This is a genomic window from Sporosarcina pasteurii (genome assembly GCF_041295575.1).
GTDB lineage: Bacteria > Bacillota > Bacilli > Bacillales_A > Planococcaceae > Sporosarcina > Sporosarcina pasteurii.
Window position 1 is genome coordinate 2,566,625 of record NZ_CP160452.1, and the last position, 19,757, is coordinate 2,586,381.

The 19,757-nt window shown below is 39.0% G+C and carries 23 protein-coding genes and 1 riboswitch; of the genes, 4 read left to right on the forward strand and 19 right to left on the reverse strand.

Features of this window, described 5'->3' with window-relative positions; genetic code table 11:
- Positions 1 to 8: 8 nt before the first annotated feature.
- Positions 9 to 1,523: a leucyl aminopeptidase gene (locus AB1H92_RS12290; protein ID WP_115362683.1), complete on the reverse strand. Its 1,515-nt coding sequence runs from the start codon at positions 1,521 to 1,523 to the stop codon at positions 9 to 11.
- Positions 1,524 to 1,681: 158 nt separating this feature from the next.
- Here AB1H92_RS12290 and AB1H92_RS12295 point away from each other — a divergent pair, with 158 nt between their 5' ends.
- Positions 1,682 to 2,158: a divergent PAP2 family protein gene (locus AB1H92_RS12295; protein ID WP_115362685.1), complete on the forward strand. Its 477-nt coding sequence runs from the start codon at positions 1,682 to 1,684 to the stop codon at positions 2,156 to 2,158.
- Between the two features lie 66 nt (positions 2,159 to 2,224).
- On the opposite strand, the gene AB1H92_RS12300 is transcribed toward AB1H92_RS12295, so the two are convergent.
- The 5 genes from AB1H92_RS12300 to AB1H92_RS12320 form a co-directional block, all read right to left on the reverse strand.
- The gene (locus AB1H92_RS12300) at positions 2,225 to 2,590 is read right to left on the reverse strand and encodes a YuiB family protein (RefSeq protein ID WP_115362687.1); all 366 of its coding nucleotides are present in this window, start codon (positions 2,588 to 2,590) and stop codon (positions 2,225 to 2,227) included.
- Positions 2,591 to 2,691: 101 nt separating this feature from the next.
- Entirely contained in the window at positions 2,692 to 3,189 is a 498-nt protein-coding gene (locus AB1H92_RS12305; protein ID WP_115362689.1) for an NUDIX domain-containing protein, read from the reverse strand.
- Between the two features lie 81 nt (positions 3,190 to 3,270).
- On the reverse strand, positions 3,271 to 4,485 hold the full coding sequence (locus AB1H92_RS12310) for an NAD(P)/FAD-dependent oxidoreductase (protein WP_115362691.1): 1,215 nt from the start codon (positions 4,483 to 4,485) through the stop codon (positions 3,271 to 3,273).
- A gap of 253 nt (positions 4,486 to 4,738) precedes the next feature.
- Positions 4,739 to 5,101 carry an iron-sulfur cluster assembly accessory protein gene (locus tag AB1H92_RS12315; RefSeq protein ID WP_115362693.1) on the reverse strand — a complete coding sequence of 121 codons (363 nt, stop codon included), beginning with the start codon at positions 5,099 to 5,101 and terminating at the stop codon, positions 4,739 to 4,741.
- 224 nt (positions 5,102 to 5,325) lie between these two features.
- Complete coding sequence (locus tag AB1H92_RS12320) at positions 5,326 to 5,562, reverse strand: NifU family protein (protein WP_075527111.1); 237 nt, start codon at positions 5,560 to 5,562, stop codon at positions 5,326 to 5,328.
- Positions 5,563 to 5,650: 88 nt separating this feature from the next.
- Here AB1H92_RS12320 and AB1H92_RS12325 point away from each other — a divergent pair, with 88 nt between their 5' ends.
- A complete protein-coding gene (locus AB1H92_RS12325; RefSeq protein ID WP_115362695.1) occupies positions 5,651 to 5,983 on the forward strand; it encodes a YuzD family protein in 333 nt (110 codons plus the stop codon).
- 53 nt (positions 5,984 to 6,036) lie between these two features.
- Here AB1H92_RS12325 and AB1H92_RS12330 read toward each other — a convergent pair whose 3' ends face one another.
- Positions 6,037 to 7,104: an NAD(P)/FAD-dependent oxidoreductase gene (locus AB1H92_RS12330; RefSeq protein WP_115362697.1), complete on the reverse strand. Its 1,068-nt coding sequence runs from the start codon at positions 7,102 to 7,104 to the stop codon at positions 6,037 to 6,039.
- A 140-nt stretch (positions 7,105 to 7,244) separates the two neighbouring features.
- Here AB1H92_RS12330 and AB1H92_RS12335 point away from each other — a divergent pair, with 140 nt between their 5' ends.
- A complete protein-coding gene (locus tag AB1H92_RS12335; protein ID WP_115364152.1) occupies positions 7,245 to 7,481 on the forward strand; it encodes a YuzB family protein in 237 nt (78 codons plus the stop codon).
- Between the two features lie 117 nt (positions 7,482 to 7,598).
- Here AB1H92_RS12335 and AB1H92_RS12340 read toward each other — a convergent pair whose 3' ends face one another.
- Together AB1H92_RS12340 and AB1H92_RS12345 are read right to left on the reverse strand one after the other, a co-directional pair.
- The gene (locus AB1H92_RS12340; RefSeq protein ID WP_115362699.1) at positions 7,599 to 8,381 is read right to left on the reverse strand and encodes a TIGR01457 family HAD-type hydrolase; all 783 of its coding nucleotides are present in this window, start codon (positions 8,379 to 8,381) and stop codon (positions 7,599 to 7,601) included.
- Positions 8,381 to 8,836: a DUF86 domain-containing protein gene (locus tag AB1H92_RS12345; RefSeq protein ID WP_115362701.1), complete on the reverse strand. Its 456-nt coding sequence runs from the start codon at positions 8,834 to 8,836 to the stop codon at positions 8,381 to 8,383. The genes AB1H92_RS12340 and AB1H92_RS12345 overlap by 1 nt, the downstream gene beginning before the upstream one ends.
- Positions 8,837 to 9,098: 262 nt before the next feature.
- On the opposite strand from AB1H92_RS12345, the gene AB1H92_RS12350 reads away from it, so the two are divergent.
- The gene (locus tag AB1H92_RS12350) at positions 9,099 to 9,599 is read left to right on the forward strand and encodes a DUF3231 family protein (RefSeq protein ID WP_115362703.1); all 501 of its coding nucleotides are present in this window, start codon (positions 9,099 to 9,101) and stop codon (positions 9,597 to 9,599) included.
- Positions 9,600 to 9,702: 103 nt separating this feature from the next.
- Here AB1H92_RS12350 and AB1H92_RS12355 read toward each other — a convergent pair whose 3' ends face one another.
- The 10 genes from AB1H92_RS12355 to AB1H92_RS12400 all read right to left on the reverse strand — a co-directional run bounded on the left by AB1H92_RS12355 (position 9,703) and on the right by AB1H92_RS12400 (position 19,578).
- Entirely contained in the window at positions 9,703 to 9,978 is a 276-nt protein-coding gene (locus tag AB1H92_RS12355) for a YutD family protein (RefSeq protein ID WP_115362705.1), read from the reverse strand.
- Between the two features lie 16 nt (positions 9,979 to 9,994).
- Positions 9,995 to 10,954 (reverse strand): lipoyl synthase, encoded by a 960-nt coding sequence (lipA, locus tag AB1H92_RS12360; protein ID WP_115362707.1) that lies wholly within the window; start codon positions 10,952 to 10,954, stop codon positions 9,995 to 9,997.
- 219 nt (positions 10,955 to 11,173) lie between these two features.
- The gene (locus tag AB1H92_RS12365) at positions 11,174 to 11,284 is read right to left on the reverse strand and encodes a methionine/alanine import family NSS transporter small subunit (RefSeq protein WP_115362709.1); all 111 of its coding nucleotides are present in this window, start codon (positions 11,282 to 11,284) and stop codon (positions 11,174 to 11,176) included.
- A 12-nt stretch (positions 11,285 to 11,296) separates the two neighbouring features.
- Entirely contained in the window at positions 11,297 to 12,826 is a 1,530-nt protein-coding gene (locus AB1H92_RS12370; RefSeq protein ID WP_115362712.1) for a sodium-dependent transporter, read from the reverse strand.
- Positions 12,827 to 12,985: 159 nt separating this feature from the next.
- On the reverse strand, positions 12,986 to 14,593 hold the full coding sequence (locus AB1H92_RS12375) for a Na+/H+ antiporter NhaC family protein (RefSeq protein ID WP_115362714.1): 1,608 nt from the start codon (positions 14,591 to 14,593) through the stop codon (positions 12,986 to 12,988).
- A gap of 144 nt (positions 14,594 to 14,737) precedes the next feature.
- A riboswitch (Lysine riboswitch) is annotated at positions 14,738 to 14,917 on the reverse strand.
- A gap of 57 nt (positions 14,918 to 14,974) precedes the next feature.
- Positions 14,975 to 15,760, reverse strand: a complete 786-nt coding sequence (gene yunB, locus AB1H92_RS12380) for a sporulation protein YunB (protein ID WP_115362716.1) — start codon at positions 15,758 to 15,760, stop codon at positions 14,975 to 14,977.
- Positions 15,761 to 15,786: 26 nt separating this feature from the next.
- A complete protein-coding gene (locus tag AB1H92_RS12385) occupies positions 15,787 to 17,163 on the reverse strand; it encodes a bifunctional UDP-sugar hydrolase/5'-nucleotidase (protein ID WP_115362718.1) in 1,377 nt (458 codons plus the stop codon).
- 8 nt (positions 17,164 to 17,171) lie between these two features.
- Positions 17,172 to 17,996 carry a sulfite exporter TauE/SafE family protein gene (locus tag AB1H92_RS12390; protein WP_115362720.1) on the reverse strand — a complete coding sequence of 275 codons (825 nt, stop codon included), beginning with the start codon at positions 17,994 to 17,996 and terminating at the stop codon, positions 17,172 to 17,174.
- Positions 17,996 to 18,859: a DUF72 domain-containing protein gene (locus AB1H92_RS12395; RefSeq protein ID WP_115362722.1), complete on the reverse strand. Its 864-nt coding sequence runs from the start codon at positions 18,857 to 18,859 to the stop codon at positions 17,996 to 17,998. Before AB1H92_RS12395 ends, AB1H92_RS12390 begins: the two co-directional genes overlap by 1 nt.
- Before the next feature lie 107 nt (positions 18,860 to 18,966).
- Positions 18,967 to 19,578 carry a protein kinase family protein gene (locus tag AB1H92_RS12400; RefSeq protein ID WP_115362724.1) on the reverse strand — a complete coding sequence of 204 codons (612 nt, stop codon included), beginning with the start codon at positions 19,576 to 19,578 and terminating at the stop codon, positions 18,967 to 18,969.
- Between the last annotated feature and the right edge of the window lie 179 nt (positions 19,579 to 19,757).

The following is a 19,757-nucleotide window of genomic DNA, read 5'->3' on the forward strand; positions in this document are numbered from 1 at the left end:
TATTCGTTCTATGATTCGTCCTTTTCAATGCCAACAGCCATCCGTTCAATTAGCGTAGCAAGCGTACGAACCATGACACCAGTAGCGCCTTTTGGACCTAAATCATGGGCAGTACTCGCGTCTGAAGTACCGGCAATATCCAAATGAATCCAAGGTGTATCTTCTGCAAATTCGCCAACAAATCCGCCACCGAAAATCATATGACCATCACGGCCCGGTGAATTATTTAAATCCGCTACATTACTTTTTCGAATACGCTTTTTATCACTTTCAGTTAATGGAAGACGCCATACAAATTCTCCTGTTTCTGTTGCAGCGTGCATAAACTCTTCAAAAAATGCTTCATCGTTTGTAAGTGCACCTGTCTTATCATTCCCAAGTGCGATAATAACGCCGCCCGTTAGCGTTGCAACATCAACTAAATAATCAGCACCGGACTGCTTCGCATAGGTCACCGCATCCGCCAGGACTAAACGACCTTCTGCATCCGTGTTCAGGACTTCAATTGTTTTTCCGCTTAATGAAGTAATGACATCATCTGGTTTAAATGCCTCGCCCGACACCATATTGTCTGTCGATGCAATGACTGCAATTACATTTTTAGCAGGACGCGTTTCTCCGATAATCGTCATTGCGCCAAGAACTGCAGCAGCACCGCCCATATCACCTTTCATACCTACCATACCATCACGAGGTTTCAATGAATAACCGCCAGTATCATAAGTAATGCCTTTTCCAACAAGTCCTACAACATCTTCCCATTGATCAGTTCCTGTATATTTCAATACAATCAGTTGCGGTTCTTCTACTGATCCTTTATTGACCGCTAGAATTGCACCCATTCCTTGTTCTTCCATTTCTTTCTTACCAAGCACTTCAATTTCAAAGTCATATTTTTCTGCTAACTTCCGTGCATAATTTGCCATTTCAGTTGCCGTTAATAAATTCGGCGGCATATTGACAAGTGTACGTGCTTCATTGACGGCATAAGCATTTACTTTTCCAACTTCAAATGCCGCTTTTAGTTCATCTGCATCGGCAGAAGAAATAAATGAAATAGTCTCCAGCGTAACATCTTGTGCATTTGAACTTGTTTTGAAATCTTCAAACTGATAGCCGCCAAGCCCTAGTCCTTCCATTGCAGCAAATACAACATCATCACAAACAAGATTTTCGTTTGTAAATGGCGCCGTCCAAATAGCAACTGATGATGCTTTTATTTTTAAAAGCTCTTTTCCAATTGTTGCAAATGCTTTTCTCAATCCATTTTCTGTCAGTGATCTTTTCGCACCTATTCCAATAAATAAAACGCGTTTAAAAGAATGATTTTCAAATGCTGGCATTGTAACGATTTTGTTTTTATTCGTATGCACATCTCCATTTTTCACCCACTCTTGTAGCCGTGGATGATAAAAATCAGTAAACGCTTCCCAACCGTCTATATTTTCAGGATGCTCAGGAACCCCGATAATGAGCACGTCTTCTGTTACTTCGCTAAATTGTTCTCTACTTAGAAAATTCATTATATAAAACTTCCTCCTCTTTAATATCCATTTCTTATTATATAGCATATTTTCAGTTATTTTTATTAATTTGCATTATATATGTATAATCAGTTTTTGAATGGATTAGATTATGGTATACTGACACTACTATTTTATTCAAAAGGAGTGGATTTTCATTGGCTATTTTTCAAAACATCCCGCTCCTTGCGGCATTATTAGGCATTCTTCTTGCTCAGTTTATCAAAATACCGATCACCTATTTCCTAACTGGTAAACTTGACTGGAAATTAATGACGTCAACAGGTAGCATGCCAAGTTCCCATTCAGCTGCCGTAACTTCATTAACAACTGCTATTGCATATGAAAGCGGACTTGCTTCTCCACTCTTCGCTGTCTCCGCAATTTTTGCAGTCATAGTGATGTTTGATGCAACGGGCATTCGTTATCAAGCCGGACAACAAGCAGTGATTATTAATAAAATGCGAATTGATTTCCAAACTTTTGTACAGGAAGCAAAAGGTTGGCAGCAAAAAGACGAGGAACAGAAAATCCAAGAATTAAAAACGTTACTTGGACATAAGCCAAGTGAAGTGTTGGTAGGCGCTCTTTTAGGTATTATGATTTCCGTTGTTATTTACACGTTTATCATTTGATGGCTCTTGGCGGGATATAAAAAACATGGTGTATTCAAGCGAATCCGCTTAAGTACACCATGTTTTTTAGAACATCTGATACCCTGCCTTGCGCAATGCTTTCATAACGATTCCTGCAATAATGGCTCCAGCGAAACCGCCCGCCAGGATAACAATATCTCCTGTAGAAAGTGATATTAATTTATTGCCAAGCGCTTTAAAAGCATAGACTGGTTTTGTTATGTACTGATAAAACTTTACGTCGTCAATAATAAGAATCACAATGATTGGATAAACAATCGCCATCAACCAAGTCATTCTTAACAACATATTTAATAAAAAGCCAATACCAAAAAATATGACCATAAAAAGAAGGACTGATAATACAGCTTGAGGTAATGTAATTTTCGCCACGGGTGCTGCGATATTTGCTAAAGTTAATCGATCTACCATTCTCTCATAACCCCCATTTTCCTACATAATTTTACATGAATTAATGAAAGCTTTCAATGAAATGTCCCTGGTTCAACAATTTGTCGAATATGGACTTTTCTTTATTTATCAAAGAACAATTTGTATGTCGTATATCCGAATCTATCCCCAGGATTAATATCCACAATTTCTGGCAAACCTTTTTCAATAATCGTTTCAGCCATTTCCTTCAGCATAATCGAAGTATATCGATCTTCTTTTAACGCAAATGGACTTCTCCACGCGACTTCCGATATTTCTTCTAACTGTGGAATAAGCTGCTGTTTTTCATCTAATGCACTTAGTAAAAATATCGCCATATTATCGCTAATTTCCCCTTGAATAACGCCGGTGCGAAAGCCTATTAATCCTTCTATCCGACAATCGATGCCCGTTTCTTCCTTCACTTCTCGGATTGCAGCCATGTCGACAGTTTCGCCTGCGTCCACAAAACCGGCTGGAAAGGACCACATGCCTTTTAGCGCACTGTATCTTTTCTTGACGACTAACCATTCACCATTAGAATTGATAACGAGTCCAGATGCGCCTAGCCAGACATTACCTCTCTTACTGCTAGCCAAATCATAGCCTCCTTTTTTATTTAAAAAGCACCTGTCGTCACATATAATGACGTACAGGTGCTTTTTGATCGCGATTCATGATTATAGAACGTCGAATTTCCCTTTTTTCAATGTTAAACCAACGCCGCCAATCATATATAGGGCACGGTTATCGACCATTTTTTTCATGAACGATGCCTTTTTGCCCGTCAATTTTTTACCAAATACGACACCGATTGCATCATCGCTTCCTAATGAGCAAACACTTCCTTTTAAATCCGGAACGAACTCAGTAGTTGGCTCACCTTTCAGAAGAGCAACAATATTATCCGCACAAGTATCTCCTTGCTGCATTGCAATTTGTGCTGTCGGTGGATACGGACGGTTTATTTCTTCGTTTATCATCAGTGCACAGTCTCCAACGATAAATACATCGTCGTGTCCTGGTGCACGTAAATCTTTATCAACTTTTACGCGTGCACGCATATTCTCGATACCTGTCTCTTCAATTAGACGGTTCCCGCGTACACCTGCAGCCCAGACGACTGTTCCTGCTTTGATGAATTCAAATTCGTCTTCACCTTTTTTAATCTTTACGCCTTCTGGAGTTGCTTCAACGACTGGCGTACCAATTGAAAATTCAATCCCTTTTGATTCTAGTTGACTAACAGCGTAATTGACTAATTCTTCATCAAATCCTGGTAATACCATTGGCGCTGCTTCTACACAAAGGATGCGTACTTTTTCAAATGGCACATCAAATTCTTCACACATTTCAGGTACACGATTACCAAGTTCCCCAAGGAATTCGATACCTGTAAACCCTGCTCCGCCAACGACGATTGTTAGACGGCTGTCATCCTTTTCTTTTTCAACTGACCATGTAGCAAACTGATGCTCCATATGTTCTCGAATGTAGCGAGCTGCTTTTACGTTCGCAATAGATAATGCATATTTGTCAAGTCCTGGTATTCCAAATGTTTCGCCTTCAAAGCCAAGTGCGATCACTAAGTAATCATATGTATGCGTTCCCACACTTGATGTGACAAGTTTTTCTTTTATATCGATGCCTTCAACGGTTGCTTGGATAAATGTAACTTTTTGCGCATCAATGACTTTACTAATATCATAACGCACTTGCTCAGGCGTTAATGTACCCGCTGACGCTTCATGCAACCATGTTGATTCGTAATGATACTCATTTTTATTAATAAGAACAATATCTGCCTGATCTGATCCGAGTTGCTTCTGCAATCTCACAACAGTAGATAAACCGCCGTATCCAGCACCTAAAACTAAAATTGTTGGTCTCTTCACGAAGATCGAACCACCTTTATTTTTATTTTAACTTGAACACAAGAAATCGTGAGAACTAAAGCAGGACTCTACTACTCTCTTTCTCACTATCATACTTTTGGTCTCTTTCAGTTTCGATAGCTCCCTCTACCTAATAGTAGCCCTTTTATGTAAGGTTTTCAATACTTTAGCTGAAATGGGAATGCTTCGAATATACTGATATATGGACATACAAAGAAACTCCCTTCTTACTTTGAAAAGAAGGGAGTTTCTCTTAGCAATCTGATGGTGCGCCTGTATTCTTAGCGGTTCTAAATGATGTACCGCATCCACAGGACAGAATGGCATTCGGATTATCAATTGTAAAACCGCCACCCATAAGTGATTCTTTGTAATCAATTTTCGTTCCATTTAAAATATCAATATCATCTGTTGCAACAATCATTTCGATGCCATGTTGCTCCAACAATTGATCCTTCTCAGTTAGTTCTGTTTCAAATCCTAAACCGTATGTGAGCCCACTACAGCCTCCACCGTTTATCGCAACGCGTAGATAGGAACCTTCCTCACCATTATGCTCCATCATTTTTTTCACATGGAATGCAGCGGCTTCAGATAGTTCTACTAATTGAGTCATTCGCATTCACCATCCCAATTTTTATTTTCAGTATACCAACTCAAACAAATGATATGCAACCAAATTTACGTAAGGTAGAGATTATTAAAAAAGATGTTTAATAGAAATAAGTGAAATTAACTCACTTTTCTAATCTAATTCCTGTACAATAAAAGTAGAGAATAATGAAAAAAGAGCCTTATTGAGCCCTTTTTTCAAATGAAGCAATCGTTAGTGTAAATTGATTAGAATACTTGCTCTACTTCAACAACGCCTGGAACTTCTTCTAGTAATGCACGTTCGATACCGGCTTTTAGTGTGATTGTTGAACTTGGACATGTTCCACATGCACCTAGTAGGCGTAGTTTAACAATACCATCTTCAATATCTACAAGTTCACAGTCACCGCCATCACGTAGAAGAAATGGGCGTAATTTATTTAGTACTTCTTGAACTGATTCCATCATTGTTGTGTTTGACATTTATTTTCGGCTCCTTTCCTTATAATAATAATTATAAACTGGAAAGCGAAAAAAATCCAATTAAGAATATGTTAAGGGGGAAATTTTCTTGGTAAAAAAGAATGCAATCATTGAAATTTTTGGCGCAGATGTTGTTTGTGCAAGCTGTGTAAATGCACCTTCTTCAAAAGATACTTTTGAGTGGTTACAAGCTGCAATAAGTCGAAATTATCCTAATCAATCTTTTATAATCGAGTATATTGATATTGATTCAACGCTCTCGAATGAACGCCATGAAGAAATTGCTGAACAAATTCAAAATGACGAATACTTTTACCCACTTGTTATGATTAACGAAGAAATGATTGGCGAAGGTCATATTCAATTAAAACCTGTTTTTGCTTCACTTGAGAAGCTTGGGTATGTAGCTGAGAATAAGTGACAAACATTGGTAAAAATACTCCGAATGACAAAGTCATCGGAGTATTTTTTATTTCATCCATTATGTCTTTTATACAACCAAAGGACACCTGATTTTAATAGTCTTGCAATTCTGCCTGTCACTGTGCGATCTGCCAAATAGGCAAAGCCTTGCTTTTTCCCTAGCGAACCTAAGAAACCTTTTAATTTTATTTCAGGCATTTTTTCAGGAAGTGGTTCTTCATTCCATACGTGGCGTAGAACCTTAACAATTTGTTCCCCTTGTTCTTCCGCAACTTGTGCACTTGGTGCATATGGTAAATCTGCGCAATCTCCTACGACATACACATCATTGTATTTAGGAAGTTGGTGGTATTTATTTAACACAAGACGACCAGAGTTCCCTTTTTCTGTCTCGATATTTTGAACGACAGTGACTGGACGAATACCTGCAGTCCAAACAACGGCATCTACTGGAATGGTCTCTTCATGGTTATACAATACCCCCGCTTCCACTCTTGTAATATTGGATTCTGCGACGACTTCTACATTATGTTCGTCAAACCAACCTTGTACATAGTTACTTAAACGTTCTGGAAAATCTCCTAAAATACGTGGACTTCTATCAAATAACTTAATCGTTAAATCAGGTCTACTCTCCCGCAGTTCACTTGCCAGTTCAATTCCGCTTAAGCCAGCTCCGATAATCCCAACCGTTGCGCCGCCTCCAAGTCCGAGTAACTTTTCATATGTCGTGCGTGATTTTCCGATTGTTTGAATGCTATATGTATGTTCTTCAGCACCTGGTACATCATGATAATTATCACGGCAGCCTAAACCAATTACGAGTTCGTCATATTCAAGCTGTTGTCCGTCTTCCAAATAAACACACTTTTTATCAGGTGAAATTTCAGTAACTTCCCCTTCTACAAACTTTAATTGCTTATGTTCCGGTAATGGCACACGTACAACTGTATCTGACACAGTTCCAGCCGCCAACGCGTAAAATTCCGTCTTTAAACTATGGAAAGGCGTTCGATCGACAAGCGTAATTTCAATATCGGTTGGTAAATCTTTCGTAAGCAAACGTAGCATGATTCGCATATTTCCATACCCTGCACCTAATAAGACAAGTTTTCTCATGACCTTCTCCTTTATTCATTCCTCGATTTCCGCTATTTTCCCAATTCATTATAACAGTATGAGACATGCCTCACAATGAGGCTCAGAAATTGACGTTGATTCAAAAAAAGAGTAGCATTCCTAATAGTGAGGTGATCTACGTGAATCCAATCGTTGAATTTTGCATGAGTAATCTCGCAAATGGTTCACATAAAACTTTAGAAACATTGGAAAAAGATCCAAACCTCGATGTTCTCGAATATGGTTGTTTAAGTTACTGCACAGCTTGTGCGGAGAGCCTTTATGCGCTCGTGAATGGCGATATGGTAAAGGCTGACACACCTCAAGAACTGACAGAACGTATTTACCAATACATTGAAGATAATCCACTCTTCTAAGAATCTTTGGATCGTTTTTACTATAACAGCAATCATCATGTTTAGCTCGGGTTAATTCGCAAATTAAATAGCGTTTATTAACCTAAGCTAAACAATCGATGACGACCAAGCTTTCTATTAACCTTGGAAAGCTTTTTCTATCGAAACGCTTGCTAGATTTTCCAATAAATACGTTGGGTGGTCTTCCTTTAACAGCACTTCTTCGCGCGATGTGACACCGCCCTCAACATGTGCTGTCGCAATACCATACCGAATCCCCGCTAGTATATCCGTATCGTAGTTGTCGCCAATTAAAATCATATCTTCTTTGCTATACCCACTCTTCTCCTGAATATAACTCAACATAAATGGCTCAGGTTTGCCCATAAACGTTGGCGTTACACCAGTTGAATATTCAACAAGTTTAATAAACGAACCCGTTCCAGGCAGTAACCCTCTTTCTGTCGGCATCGCTCTATCGCCATTTGTTGCAATAAATTTCGCACCTGCTCGGATATTTAAACAGAGATCCGCTAATTTTTCATAAGTCACTTCCCGGTCTATTCCCATTACGACGATATCTGGATTTGAAGTGACCAATTCAATTCCCTCAGCTAATAAAGCTTCTCGCAGACCAGTTTCACCAAACATTTGAACCTTTGCATCCGTAAAGTTTTCTTTACAATAATGCGCCGCCGCAATCGCGGAAGTCACAATATACTTTGCTTTTGTATGTATCCCAAATCCTGCTAATTTCTGCTGAACTTGTTCTGGCGTTGCCGACGAATTATTCGTAATATAATACGGCTCTATCCCTTGTTGTTGAAGTTGCTCAATTAAAGCGACCGCTTCCGGCACTGGTTCTGTTCCGTGGTACACAGTTCCGTCTAAGTCAAAACAATATGCTTTATAATGATTCATTATGCTTCCTCATCAGCTGGTAAAAATGCAGAAACTGGTCCTAACTCATGCTCCAAATAATGACGTACTTTTTCAGGAAATAATTGCAAAGCTTCAAAAGCTTCATTTAACGTTGAAGTAATAACATTCGTATCGACACTAATAAACTCACGAACAATCATTTGTCTAAGCTCAATCACTTTTTTTATTCGGTCCGTCATATCGGCTGTTATGACTTTTTCATCATCCATAATATCAATGATGTCTTCATAACTACCCGGATCACGCATAATAAATCCGTCAATCATCGTGTTCCCGACATCGATAATACCTTCGATGATATCATGACTCAGTCTTGAAAGCGCTAACGAATGAATGCAGTCTTTGTGCCAATTCTCTTCTTTTTGATAGAGGGCAAGTAATTCTTCTATGTGACATAGTACTTTTTCAATTTTATTTCGGTCAACAAAATACATGATGTTGCCTCCTTACTTTATATTCACGTCTTTATCTTAACATAAATAAGGAATATTTTTCTGAAATTTAATGTTAATATACAGTTTTGCAATAAATACTATACACTTTCACTGATTTCTTATTAGGGAATACTATAAATTCAACAAATCACTACGCTAAACAAATTCAAATATCCCTGTTTTTTCGTTCAATCGTATAATGTGTCAAAAATTGCACATGATAATAATTGAAATCGAAATCATTAGAATGAGGAGTGTTTTTATGGGCGTTATGGATGGAAATCCTAAAAAAGAACCAATGCATTACGGAGAGATCATTGGCACTTGGTCTTTTATCGGTGCGAATAACGGATTAATTAGTGGGTACGAAGCGTTTGTCAATCATGCAAGTGATCCTGACCTTATAAAGTTGCTTGAGGAAGCAATAAAGATGATGAAATCTGAAACCAAGGAACTGGAAAAAGTATTAAAAAACAACGGTATTACTCCACCCCCTTCATTACCTGGTCGTCCTAAAGCAAATGCAGATGACATTCCTGAAGGTGCTAGGCTTTCAGATGTCGAAATCAGCGGTGCTGTATCGATTAACGTAGGACAGGGACTTGTTTCTTGCAGTATGGTAATGGGTCAATGTCTAAGAGAAGATATTGCCATGATGTTTGGTAAATATCATGTTGAAAGAGCACTATTTGGCGCAAAATTACTACGTTTGAATAAAGAAAAAGGTTGGATTATCCCACCTCCACTTCATATCAACAATTAATGTAATATAAACTAGAGATGATTGAGAAAGTTAACAGAGTACTTGGAGTCCCATACTAAAAAACCATGCGATAGAAAACATTTCGCATGGTTTTTTAAAGTGGTTATTTCTTTACTTTTTTCAAAATAAAATGTGCACAACCGAAGTTACAGTACTCGTATAAATAGTCTTCAACTGTGCTGATTTTCGTTTCATAAGTTGCTTTTGGATTGCGGTCGTCAAAAAAGCCTTTTAAGCGTAATTGACCATATCCCCAATCTCCCAATATATAATCATATTTTATAAGCACTTCGCTAAATCTTTCGAGCAATGGGTCCTTTTGAAAGCCATCTCGAAAATCTTTAATTAATTCATACTCTGTATTTTCGAGCATTATCATACCTTTTCACCACCACTCAACTTTGCAATGTTGCTTGAAGTTGTTCTTCACCTTGACGTTGTTTTTCTTTCGCTGCCGCATTTACTTGCTCATCGGCATGGTAACTTGAACGAACGAGCGGTCCTGCTTCACAATGCGAGAATCCTTTGGACATCGCAATTTTTCTTAATTCGCCAAATTCTTGTGGAGAATAATATTTTTGAACAGGCAAATGTTTTTTGGTCGGCTGTAAATATTGACCAATCGTCATAATATCAACGTTATTTGCACGTAAGTCATCCATTGTTCCGACAATTTCTTCATGTGTTTCACCTAGGCCAAGCATTAAAGAAGACTTTGTTGGAATTTCAGGATACATTTCCTTCGCCCGTTTAAGCAATTCGAGTGAACGGTCATAAGTTGCACGTGCTCGGACTCTTTTCGTGAGTCGACGAACCGTCTCAATATTATGGTTTAAGATATCCGGTTTCGCATCCATTAACGTTTTTAAGTTTTCGTATACCCCACCCATGTCGGATGGAAGCACTTCAATTGTCGTAAATGGGTTTTTACGACGAATTGCCCGGATCGTTTCCGCAAACACACCTGCACCGCCGTCCTTCTGATCATCACGTGCAACCGCTGTGACAACGACGTGCTTTAAGTTCATTAATTGTACGGAATCAGCAACACGTTCCGGTTCGGCTAAATCAAGCTCGTTTGGAAGGCCTGTATTCACTGCACAAAAACGGCAGGCTCTCGTACAAATTGCACCTAAAATCATAAACGTAGCTGTTCTACGCTCTCCCCAACATTCATGAATATTCGGGCATCGAGCCTCTTCACAAACTGTATTGAGATTTTGTTCACGCATTAACTTTTTTAAATCTCTATAGTTCTCGTTTGTATTCAACTTAATCTTAAGCCAATCTGGTTTCCTTAAATGTTCAGTTTTCTTTCCTCGTTCAGGTCTACATGACAAGACAATCGACTCCATTTCTTGAAGACTTTAGTGAAGTATTACATCATTGCTGCAATTATACTTATTTATTATCTTGACTATCGTAAATGTATCACAATTACACTATTCAAACAACCTTCATCGCCGAATGAATCGGGCAAGTACTTAAAATAATTAAAATACCAAAAAACTGTAGAGAAAGTCCAAACTGGACTCCATCTACAGTCTGTTAAAGCGTTGTATATCGACCATCTGCTAAACTGATTTTTTCCTTGATTTCGAAACCGCGTTCACAATACTTGCGGCTAATCCTCCCCAAATGACGAGGATTCCAACGACCATCATTCCGATTGCTCCACCACTCATAGCGAATCCTCCTTAGTTTTCTTCATAATCTGTAGTCTCATGTGTATTCGGTTTCCATTTGGAGAGCGTAAATAAGACTGCTAAGACTAATGCGCCTAATGCGACAGACCAGCCTCCAAATAGAATAAATGTATTTGAGTATCCTTCATAATTTCCATTATCTGTTTCATGAAGCTTTAACAAGTTCGTACGTAATAAACCAAACATCATATACCCTAGGACTATCGGTGTAATGACGCTCAAACAAACTTTCCACCAAGCCCCTAGACGTATATCAGAAATCGCGTTTGCATGATTTTCAAATACGCCAAGCTTTCTAAATGCCCATGCGATCAGGATAACTTCTATTAATCCAATTGCTGCGACTCCGAATTGGTTGATGAAGTAATCCGCTGCATCAAGGAAGAATAATCCGCCACGTGTCGCGAAAAGCGTGGAAACAACTGCCGCTATTCCAACACCAACGATAACAGATTTACTTCTAGAGACATTAAATTTATCAGATATACCAGCGATATACGTTTCACAGATTGAGATGAGAGAAGATATACCAGCAAGTACAAGTGATAAGAAGAATAGCGTACCAAATAAGCTATTCATTCCTGGCATCTGATTGATAATCTCCGGGAATACAACGAAAGCTAAGCCTACGCCAGCATCGGCAACCTCTGAAACAGCAGTTCCAGCTTGCGTTGCCATAAAACCTAGTGCCGCGAAAATCCCAATTCCCGCAAGTAATTCAAAACCTGAATTAGCAAAACCTGTAATAAAAGCGTTATTCGTAATATCCGATTTTTTAGGTAAGTAACTAGAATACGTGATCATAATTGCAAATGCGATAGACAAACTAAAGAAAATATGTCCGTAGGCTGCTACCCATACTGTCGGATTGGCGAGTTTAGTCAAATCTGGTTTGAAAAATGCATCTAATCCAAGCAGTGCACCATCAAGCGTAACCGCACGTATAACGACCATTAGAAATACAATTATTAACATTGGAATAAATATACGGTTTGCGAGTTCTATTCCACGCTGTACCCCTGCTAATAGAATAATAAAAACGATTGCCCATACAAGTAGTAAAGGGATTAGTACACCAGGAACGTACCCCCCCACATCTCCAGGAGTATCTGCTAAATTCAGCACATCCCCAAACAAGAACCCAGCTGTATCAGTACCCCAAGATAAATTAAATGAGTAAATCGTATACTTCATTGCCCAGGCAATAATAACAGAATAATAGGTTGATATAACAAATGAGACAAAAACGCCCCACCAACCTATCCATTCAGATTTCTTGCCTGACATTCTAAAAAACGAAAGTGGCGCTGAACCACGATACTTATGACCGATTGTAAACTCCATAATTAAAATCGGAATACCCGCAGTTAATAATGCAAATAAGTAAGGGATAAAAAATGCACCGCCACCATTTTCATAGGCAACATACGGAAATCTCCAAATATTCCCAAGCCCTACTGCAGAGCCAACTGCGGCCATAATAAACCCTGCTCGACTCCCCCATTGTGAACGTCTTGACATGAATTTTCCTCCTTTTCCTTTTCTCTATTTGTCCGAAAATTCAAAAGCTAAACACAAGTTAATTATATATTGCTACTATTCTATTGTCAAAACATTTTTAAAATACCTACTATTTTTTTCGACAAAAAAAGAAGTGATGAATTCCATCACTTCTTTCGCTTAAATTGATTGTTTTGAATGACCTAACGCAACTTTTCCAGCCTTTGACCGCATTGTCCAAACTGAAAACAACACAATTAAAACGACAATAACCGACAATAACCCTAACCAGATCGAGCCAGTTACACCCAACACGACATATCCGATTACCGTAATTCCAGCACTCATCAAAGCGTACGGAAGTTGTGTCGCCACGTGATCCATATGGTTACATCCAGCACCCGTTGACGATAGAATCGTTGTATCTGAAATTGGTGAGCAATGGTCTCCAAATACCGCTCCTGCAAGGACTGCCGCCAATGCAGGGAGTAGCATTTCAGGTGAAGCATCTAACATAATTTTTCCCGCAATCGGCAATAAGATTCCGAATGATCCCCATGAAGTACCCGTTGAAAATGCCATAAGTCCAGCTAGTACAAACATGATGGCTGGCAAGAATGCAACTGGAATATTTGCTTGCATCACAACATTAGATAAATAAACTCCAGTATCTAACTTGTCAATTAAATCAGTCAAGCCCCAAGCTAAAATTAGTATAAGCACCGCTGGCATCATAGCCTTCACGCCACTCGTAAAAGCTTGTCTCATTAGCAAAGTATTTGCAGTTTCATTGTTTTTAAATTGCAGTGAATATAAGATTGCAGCTAAGCCTGCTCCTGATAATCCACCGATAACTAGAGAATATGGAACATTTGTATTTTCAAAGATTGACCAAATCGAAACAGCAATTCCGTCTGCAACACTTGCTTGATACCCTGTCCATACCATCATGAGCAACGTCACTACAATAAGTGTAACGATAGGCGCTACGAGATCTCGTACTTTACCATATGCATGCACAGGAAAATCTTCTTTTAATTGGCCAGGAATTTCTTTATTAGGATCGTATAATTGACCTTTGCTTTCCGCACGGTCTTCATGTCTTTTCATTTCGAAAAAGTCTACATTCGTCCAAGCAAAGAAGAATACTAAAGCCAATGTTGTTACGACATAAAAGTTCATTGGCGCCATTAATAAGAAGGCAGATAGCGGTGAATAGCTTATCGCAGCAGCTCCGCTAAACATAATACCGAGAAGACCTATCAAATATGCGCCCCAACTTGAAATAGGAGACACGACACAAATAGGTGCAGAAGTCGAGTCAATAAAATATGCTAGCTTTGCACGCGATATTTTATGGCGGTCCGTAATCGGTCTTGAAATTTGTCCGACTGCAAGTGAATTAAAATAGTCATCCACGAAAATGGCAATTCCCAAAGCAACTGTTAATAACTTCGCGCCTCGTTTCGTTTTCACGTGACGTATTGCCCACTCCGCAAATGCCCTGCTTCCGCCAGACAAACTAACAAAAGCGGTAATGACACCAAGCAATAAGATAAATAACATAATATTAATATTATCTGAGTTAATGGCGCTGCTGCCCCAATCCCAAAATGAGACCGTGATAGACTCCCATAATTCAATAAATATTTGCGTTGGTGAAAACGCAGCAACAATTAATGCCCCCGCTACAATACCAGTTCCAAGAGATAACAGTACGCGTCTTGTCAGCAATACCATTACAATCGCTAATATTGGTGGGATTATTGAAACCCAAGTTCCTATCATTCTAAATTCCTCCAATTGATTGGGGGTGAGGTGTTTTTCAGGTAATTAAAAAGCCAGCTGCTCGTCGCACAATCGAATGTGTTACGGGAAGCCGGCTTACTCTACTTTTCGTCTGTTTGATAAATATAAAAGCTTATCTCACGTCCGATTTGTAGCTCATCATCAGCAAATACGCTGTATGACAGTGTTATTCTTATTTAGAATAACCCCAACCTGATGACTTTGACAAATTCATCAAGCTTCGGCAAAACTCCCTTTCACACATGATCATCGTTGTCACACTTCCATGTACTACTGATAAGTAATGCAGCCTCTACCCTATCGATATTTTCTTTGTAGAAATGATTATATCAAAATTATTTAAGAACTTCAAGGGCTATTTTATTCCTGTAATTCCGGTTTCAACGGAACTTCAACATCCACATTCGGTTTCATCACTCCATCTCCAGTACTATAGACTTGTGGTACCGGACCTTGTACGAGTCCAATCGCAATCGGCACTGTTTGTTCTACAATCGATGTCTTTGTGGCAAGCGGAACAATGATTTTAACTTGCACTGTTAGGACAATGTTTACTTCAACATACGCATTATTAATACCGAATTCCTTAATATAAGGCACAACAGTTGCATGGGCATCACCGATAACATGAAAGCGAATTGGAATTCTTGGGCCAAGATTACCAAGGAGCGGTAAATCTGTCACTTGCCCAAGGGATACAAAAAAAACAACGCCCCCTTGCGATTGCATTTGTTCCGCATCATATTCGATATCTTCATCTAACGGTAATATATCAATATTTCCTTTTTCAATTTCATCTAAGTTTTCATCGACAGTTGTACGAACATCCGCAAGTATTCGATTGATCACTTCTGTATTATATTTCGCAATCACTTGATCCGAACTCTCGCCCGTTGGTACATGTTGAATCACATCATTCACATCAAGGACATTTGCAATTCGTTCCGTAATCGCTTCACTGATGACATGATTTGCGATTTTCTCGGTTTGAACTTCAGCATAACCGATGTAAATTGGAGTGAGTTTTTGATTGACATAGTAAAAAAAATAAACAACCGCTACAATTACAGCAAGGAAAATAAACGGCAATATCTTTCCTTTTCGCCGAAAGATTCCTCTCCGTTTAATTGGTTTTTGAAATTTCAAAACGACTCCTCCCGTTATAACATATGCTAGGGAAGAGTCGTTGATTCACCATTATTTTGACCGTACTTTGCTAATACATCTCGGATTAAATCGGGCATGAAATATTCTTTGTCTAACTCTTTAAACAATGGAAAGAAATATCCAAACGTAAACATATCTAGCGTTGCAAGTGTATACGTCTCTTCAGGTACAACTTCTTTATTTCCCGCGAAAAGCGCACCCCATCGGTTCCTATACAATCTTTCATGAAGAATTGCCCCCATCAAAGTACCACGAAATCCCAAGCCTTTTACTTCAATATGTGCCAAATCTTCGTTTAACGACTGCTCATAGACTTCTAGTAATTGGTCACCGGTTAATTCAATTGTACAGACGTTGATCGGATGAGGTAATATTTGGTGCATATCCCCTTTCGTGATCCACCCTTTTTCCAAACTTCCCAAAAAGATGCCTGCATTAAACAGCGCGCAATCTGCGTCCGTATAATCAATTAACGCCCTACCAAAATAAGAGGATAATTCGCTCGTGCCAAATAGATTTTGCTTCAAATCCACCGCATTATAAAACAACTTTTCTTCTAAGGCTGTTTTTCCAACATCTATATACTTCGCTATTTTCTCAACATCTTCTTCCAAAACTGGTAAGTCTGCTGAGCGATAAAGGCTCGCATGCTTATCAATTACCTGTTTTTTCTTATCGTCGAATTGCACTGTCACATGCCCTACAAAATCACCAAATTTCCCTGTCGCCGCAAGTAATGCATCATTCACATACTCGCCTTCAGGTAAAATATGATGTGTATGGGCGCCCAATATCACATCGATATGTGGACATTCCACTGCTAGTAACTGATCTTCTGGAAGTCCTAAATGAGACAAACAAATAATCACATCTGTCTTCTCCACAAGCTGCTCTGCTTCATTTATAAGTTGTTCCCTTGAAGGGATAATCTTCCAATCCAATGTTTCATAGAACTGTTTGTAATAAGCAGTTGCACCTATGACGCCGATTTTTGTTCCTTTTGCAGTCGTATAAATGGTAGACGATGTTGCCCAGTTCGGAAGTTCCTCATTAGAATCTAGTAAGTTTCCAACAATTACATCAAACTTCGCCTCGTCATAAAGTTCATCTAACGCAGCCTTAGACATCGTGATTCCTTCATTATTTCCAATCGTCACCGCATCATAACCGGCTTCGTTTAATAGTTGAATATTGCCCTTCCCATTCGTACCTTCTGTAAAAGGGTGTGAGCGGTCCACGTGGTCGCCGATATCAAAAAGATAAACAGGTTCCCCGCGTGCGTCAAATTCTTTCCGTTTATCCACAAGTAAACGGTGAATTTGCGGCCAATATTCAAAATGACTATGAATATCATTTGTATGCAAGATATGAATTATTTCCATCCAACAATCTACCCCCAAATTCCATCAACAATTGAACGTACACCTAGAAGAAGTAGAATGATACGCAACGCAAATACTAGTGTTTCAGATTTCATTTTGTTATTTAAATATGCCCCCATTTTCGCACCAAAATATGCTGCCGGGACGACAGGGATTGTATAGAGCCAAGGAACGTTACCGAGAGAAATATGTGTAATTGAATTAACAATTGCAGATAAAAACACCATGAACATTGATGTGCCAACCGCAACATGTGGCGGGAATAAAAACAATAAAATCATCGCTGGAACAATAATCGAACCGCCGCCAATACCAAATAATCCGGAGGCGAACCCAACACCAAAAGTTAGCAATAGCGCAAACCAAATCGGATATCCATAAATATGTTCATGTCCGTGAATATCTGTAAACATCCTTTTTTTACCGCGCTTCACAAACCACTGCACAGGCTTAAGATAATCTCTTACTAACAAAAGTGTTGCTAAAATAATGAGCAATATACCAAAATATAAATTAAATGATGGCAAATCTAACTGTTTATTCACAAATGCGCCGATTAATGTACCTGGCGCGCTACCTGCGAAAAAGATGGCCCCACTTTTAAAGTCGACTGTTTTCTTTTTCATATAAGACAAGGTTGAACCAAGCCCTGTAAAAATCATCATAATGACTGATAGGCCCACGACTGTTTGGGGTGTAATTCCGTCAATCCACCCTAAATTAATGCCGATAAATAGCGTTGCGGGAACAAGGATGATGCCGCCCCCAAGCCCGACAAGTGCCCCGATTACTCCCGCACTCAATCCAATTAACGCTAATATTAAATACTCCATCACCAATCCCCCTCGAACAAACTCAGCTGTTGTGAAGCTAAATTATCATATGTAATGTTTAGTTGTCGTTGAAATTGTTTCGCATTTTGCGCCGCATGTTTCCCCGAATTATTATTAAAAATAACAAAAACTTCCTCTGTTTCAGCAGCTAATTTTTGTGTAACGGCTTCAAATTCTTTTAATTCTTTCGCATCATACTCATATAAATTGCGCACAGTACGCCATGATTTATCGTCTCCTGACGTATTGCGCCACCCGTATATATTCCGACCATGTAAACGAAAGAGCACCTTATCGGCCCTGGTTGACACCGGTACAAGGGGTATGCTCCCCTCCCCTGCTTGCGGTTCATCACACACTGAATGAATGACATTTAATTCGCGCAAAAAGGCGATTGTTTTCATTTTAAATGGTGTTGAATACCACGATTGGTGTCTAAACTCAATGGCAATATCAAAGCCTTTTAATTTCTTGCAAATTGAACGGATTTCATCCACATGTTCTTTCACACAATCAAACCAAGGCGGAAACTGGACGAGGACCATCGCTAACTTCCCTGCCTCTTGCAATGGTTTTATCGATTGAATAAATAGACGATACATCTCTTCTTCCGATTCAAACGGCAATTCACCACGGTGATGTCCGGTTATTCCTTGATATGCCTTCACAATAAATTGAAAATCATCCGGCGTTTCCCGTATCCATCTTTGAATGTTTCGCTCTGGTTGTATCGCATAAAATGTGGAATCTAATTCCACGATTGGAAAATGTGCAGTATAATCCAGTAATTTATCTCTTGCGGTTGAATTCGGATTGGCAAGATCCGGATGATCTCCCCACCCCGTCAACCCGATTTGTATCATCTTCTCATGCCCTCCCTAAGAAAAGGAATACTCTTATCCTATCATACATTCTACTATTTTTTCAGACAATGCTTGGAACTAGGTTAATTTCTGTTTCAGGACTATATTCACTTCATTCGATAGGAAGGAATGAATCCTTTTTTATAAAGGAATGCAATACCATTCAGATATGTCGCAGCAATTTTCTTTGGAAAGAACCGCTTTCGATAAAGCTGTTCGTACGCTTTCTTTAGATTGTTCCACTGTGCACAATTTTTCTGCTGTCTAAAACGCGCGACATCAATTAACTTGATATCGCCATTCGTGGTCAGAAAAATGTTGCGCAAGTGAATATCAGATGGGTTTAATCCTTGTTTCGAAGCTAATAACAAGGCATAATCAATTTCTTTTATATGATTGGGTCTGATCAGCTGCCCTTGCGCGATACAGTCAAAGAGCGTTAGCCCCTCAATATAATCAATCACAATATAATTCAGACCTGCGCCGTAAATATTTGGGTAATAAGAGATATTTTGAAGTACATGATAAATTTCAGCCTCTTCTTTTGCTAAATGCATAAACCCAGGGAAAAATAGCTTAATGGCTTTATCCGAAGACTTTATTCTAAAAACAAAAGCACTTCTACCTTTACCAACAAGTTCTAATGCATCTGAGTAACGCATGAGACGATTTTTCTTGTGAATGACAACCGTTCTTGCCAATTCTTCGTATCTATTCAAAATTTGTCCTCCAGTATCTTATAGGAAATAAAAAAAGACGGTATAACCAGTATTTGGTTACAACGCCTCTAAAAAATAAGCCTCACCAAATAAACGGTAAGGTCTCGCAAACAACGGGTGTTGCCAACAAAACCGAGGGACTGGGCCCTGTACTGACGACTTTGCTGTGTAGCTACTCC

What these genes read in the sequence shown, in the direction of transcription:
- AB1H92_RS12290 (WP_115362683.1), bottom strand. Translation starts at nt 1,523, where the DNA reads ATGAATTTTCTAAGTAGAGAACAATTTAGCGAAGTAACAGAAGACGTG.
- AB1H92_RS12300 (WP_115362687.1), bottom strand. Translation starts at nt 2,590, where the DNA reads ATGGTAGATCGATTAACTTTAGCAAATATCGCAGCACCCGTGGCGAAA.
- AB1H92_RS12315 (WP_115362693.1), bottom strand. Translation starts at nt 5,101, where the DNA reads ATGACTCAATTAGTAGAACTATCTGAAGCCGCTGCATTCCATGTGAAA.
- AB1H92_RS12320 (WP_075527111.1), bottom strand. Translation starts at nt 5,562, where the DNA reads ATGTCAAACACAACAATGATGGAATCAGTTCAAGAAGTACTAAATAAA.
- AB1H92_RS12330 (WP_115362697.1), bottom strand. Translation starts at nt 7,104, where the DNA reads ATGAGAAAACTTGTCTTATTAGGTGCAGGGTATGGAAATATGCGAATC.
- AB1H92_RS12340 (WP_115362699.1), bottom strand. Translation starts at nt 8,381, where the DNA reads ATGAATCATTATAAAGCATATTGTTTTGACTTAGACGGAACTGTGTAC.
- AB1H92_RS12345 (WP_115362701.1), bottom strand. Translation starts at nt 8,836, where the DNA reads ATGTATTTTGTTGACCGAAATAAAATTGAAAAAGTACTATGTCACATA.
- AB1H92_RS12350 (WP_115362703.1), top strand. Translation starts at nt 9,099, where the DNA reads ATGGGCGTTATGGATGGAAATCCTAAAAAAGAACCAATGCATTACGGA.
- AB1H92_RS12355 (WP_115362705.1), bottom strand. Translation starts at nt 9,978, where the DNA reads ATGATAATGCTCGAAAATACAGAGTATGAATTAATTAAAGATTTTCGA.
- lipA (WP_115362707.1), bottom strand. Translation starts at nt 10,954, where the DNA reads ATGGAGTCGATTGTCTTGTCATGTAGACCTGAACGAGGAAAGAAAACT.
- AB1H92_RS12365 (WP_115362709.1), bottom strand. Translation starts at nt 11,284, where the DNA reads ATGAGTGGTGGAGCAATCGGAATGATGGTCGTTGGAATCCTCGTCATT.
- AB1H92_RS12370 (WP_115362712.1), bottom strand. Translation starts at nt 12,826, where the DNA reads ATGTCAAGACGTTCACAATGGGGGAGTCGAGCAGGGTTTATTATGGCC.
- AB1H92_RS12375 (WP_115362714.1), bottom strand. Translation starts at nt 14,593, where the DNA reads ATGATAGGAACTTGGGTTTCAATAATCCCACCAATATTAGCGATTGTA.
- AB1H92_RS12385 (WP_115362718.1), bottom strand. Translation starts at nt 17,163, where the DNA reads ATGGAAATAATTCATATCTTGCATACAAATGATATTCATAGTCATTTT.
- AB1H92_RS12390 (WP_115362720.1), bottom strand. Translation starts at nt 17,996, where the DNA reads ATGGAGTATTTAATATTAGCGTTAATTGGATTGAGTGCGGGAGTAATC.
- AB1H92_RS12395 (WP_115362722.1), bottom strand. Translation starts at nt 18,859, where the DNA reads ATGATACAAATCGGGTTGACGGGGTGGGGAGATCATCCGGATCTTGCC.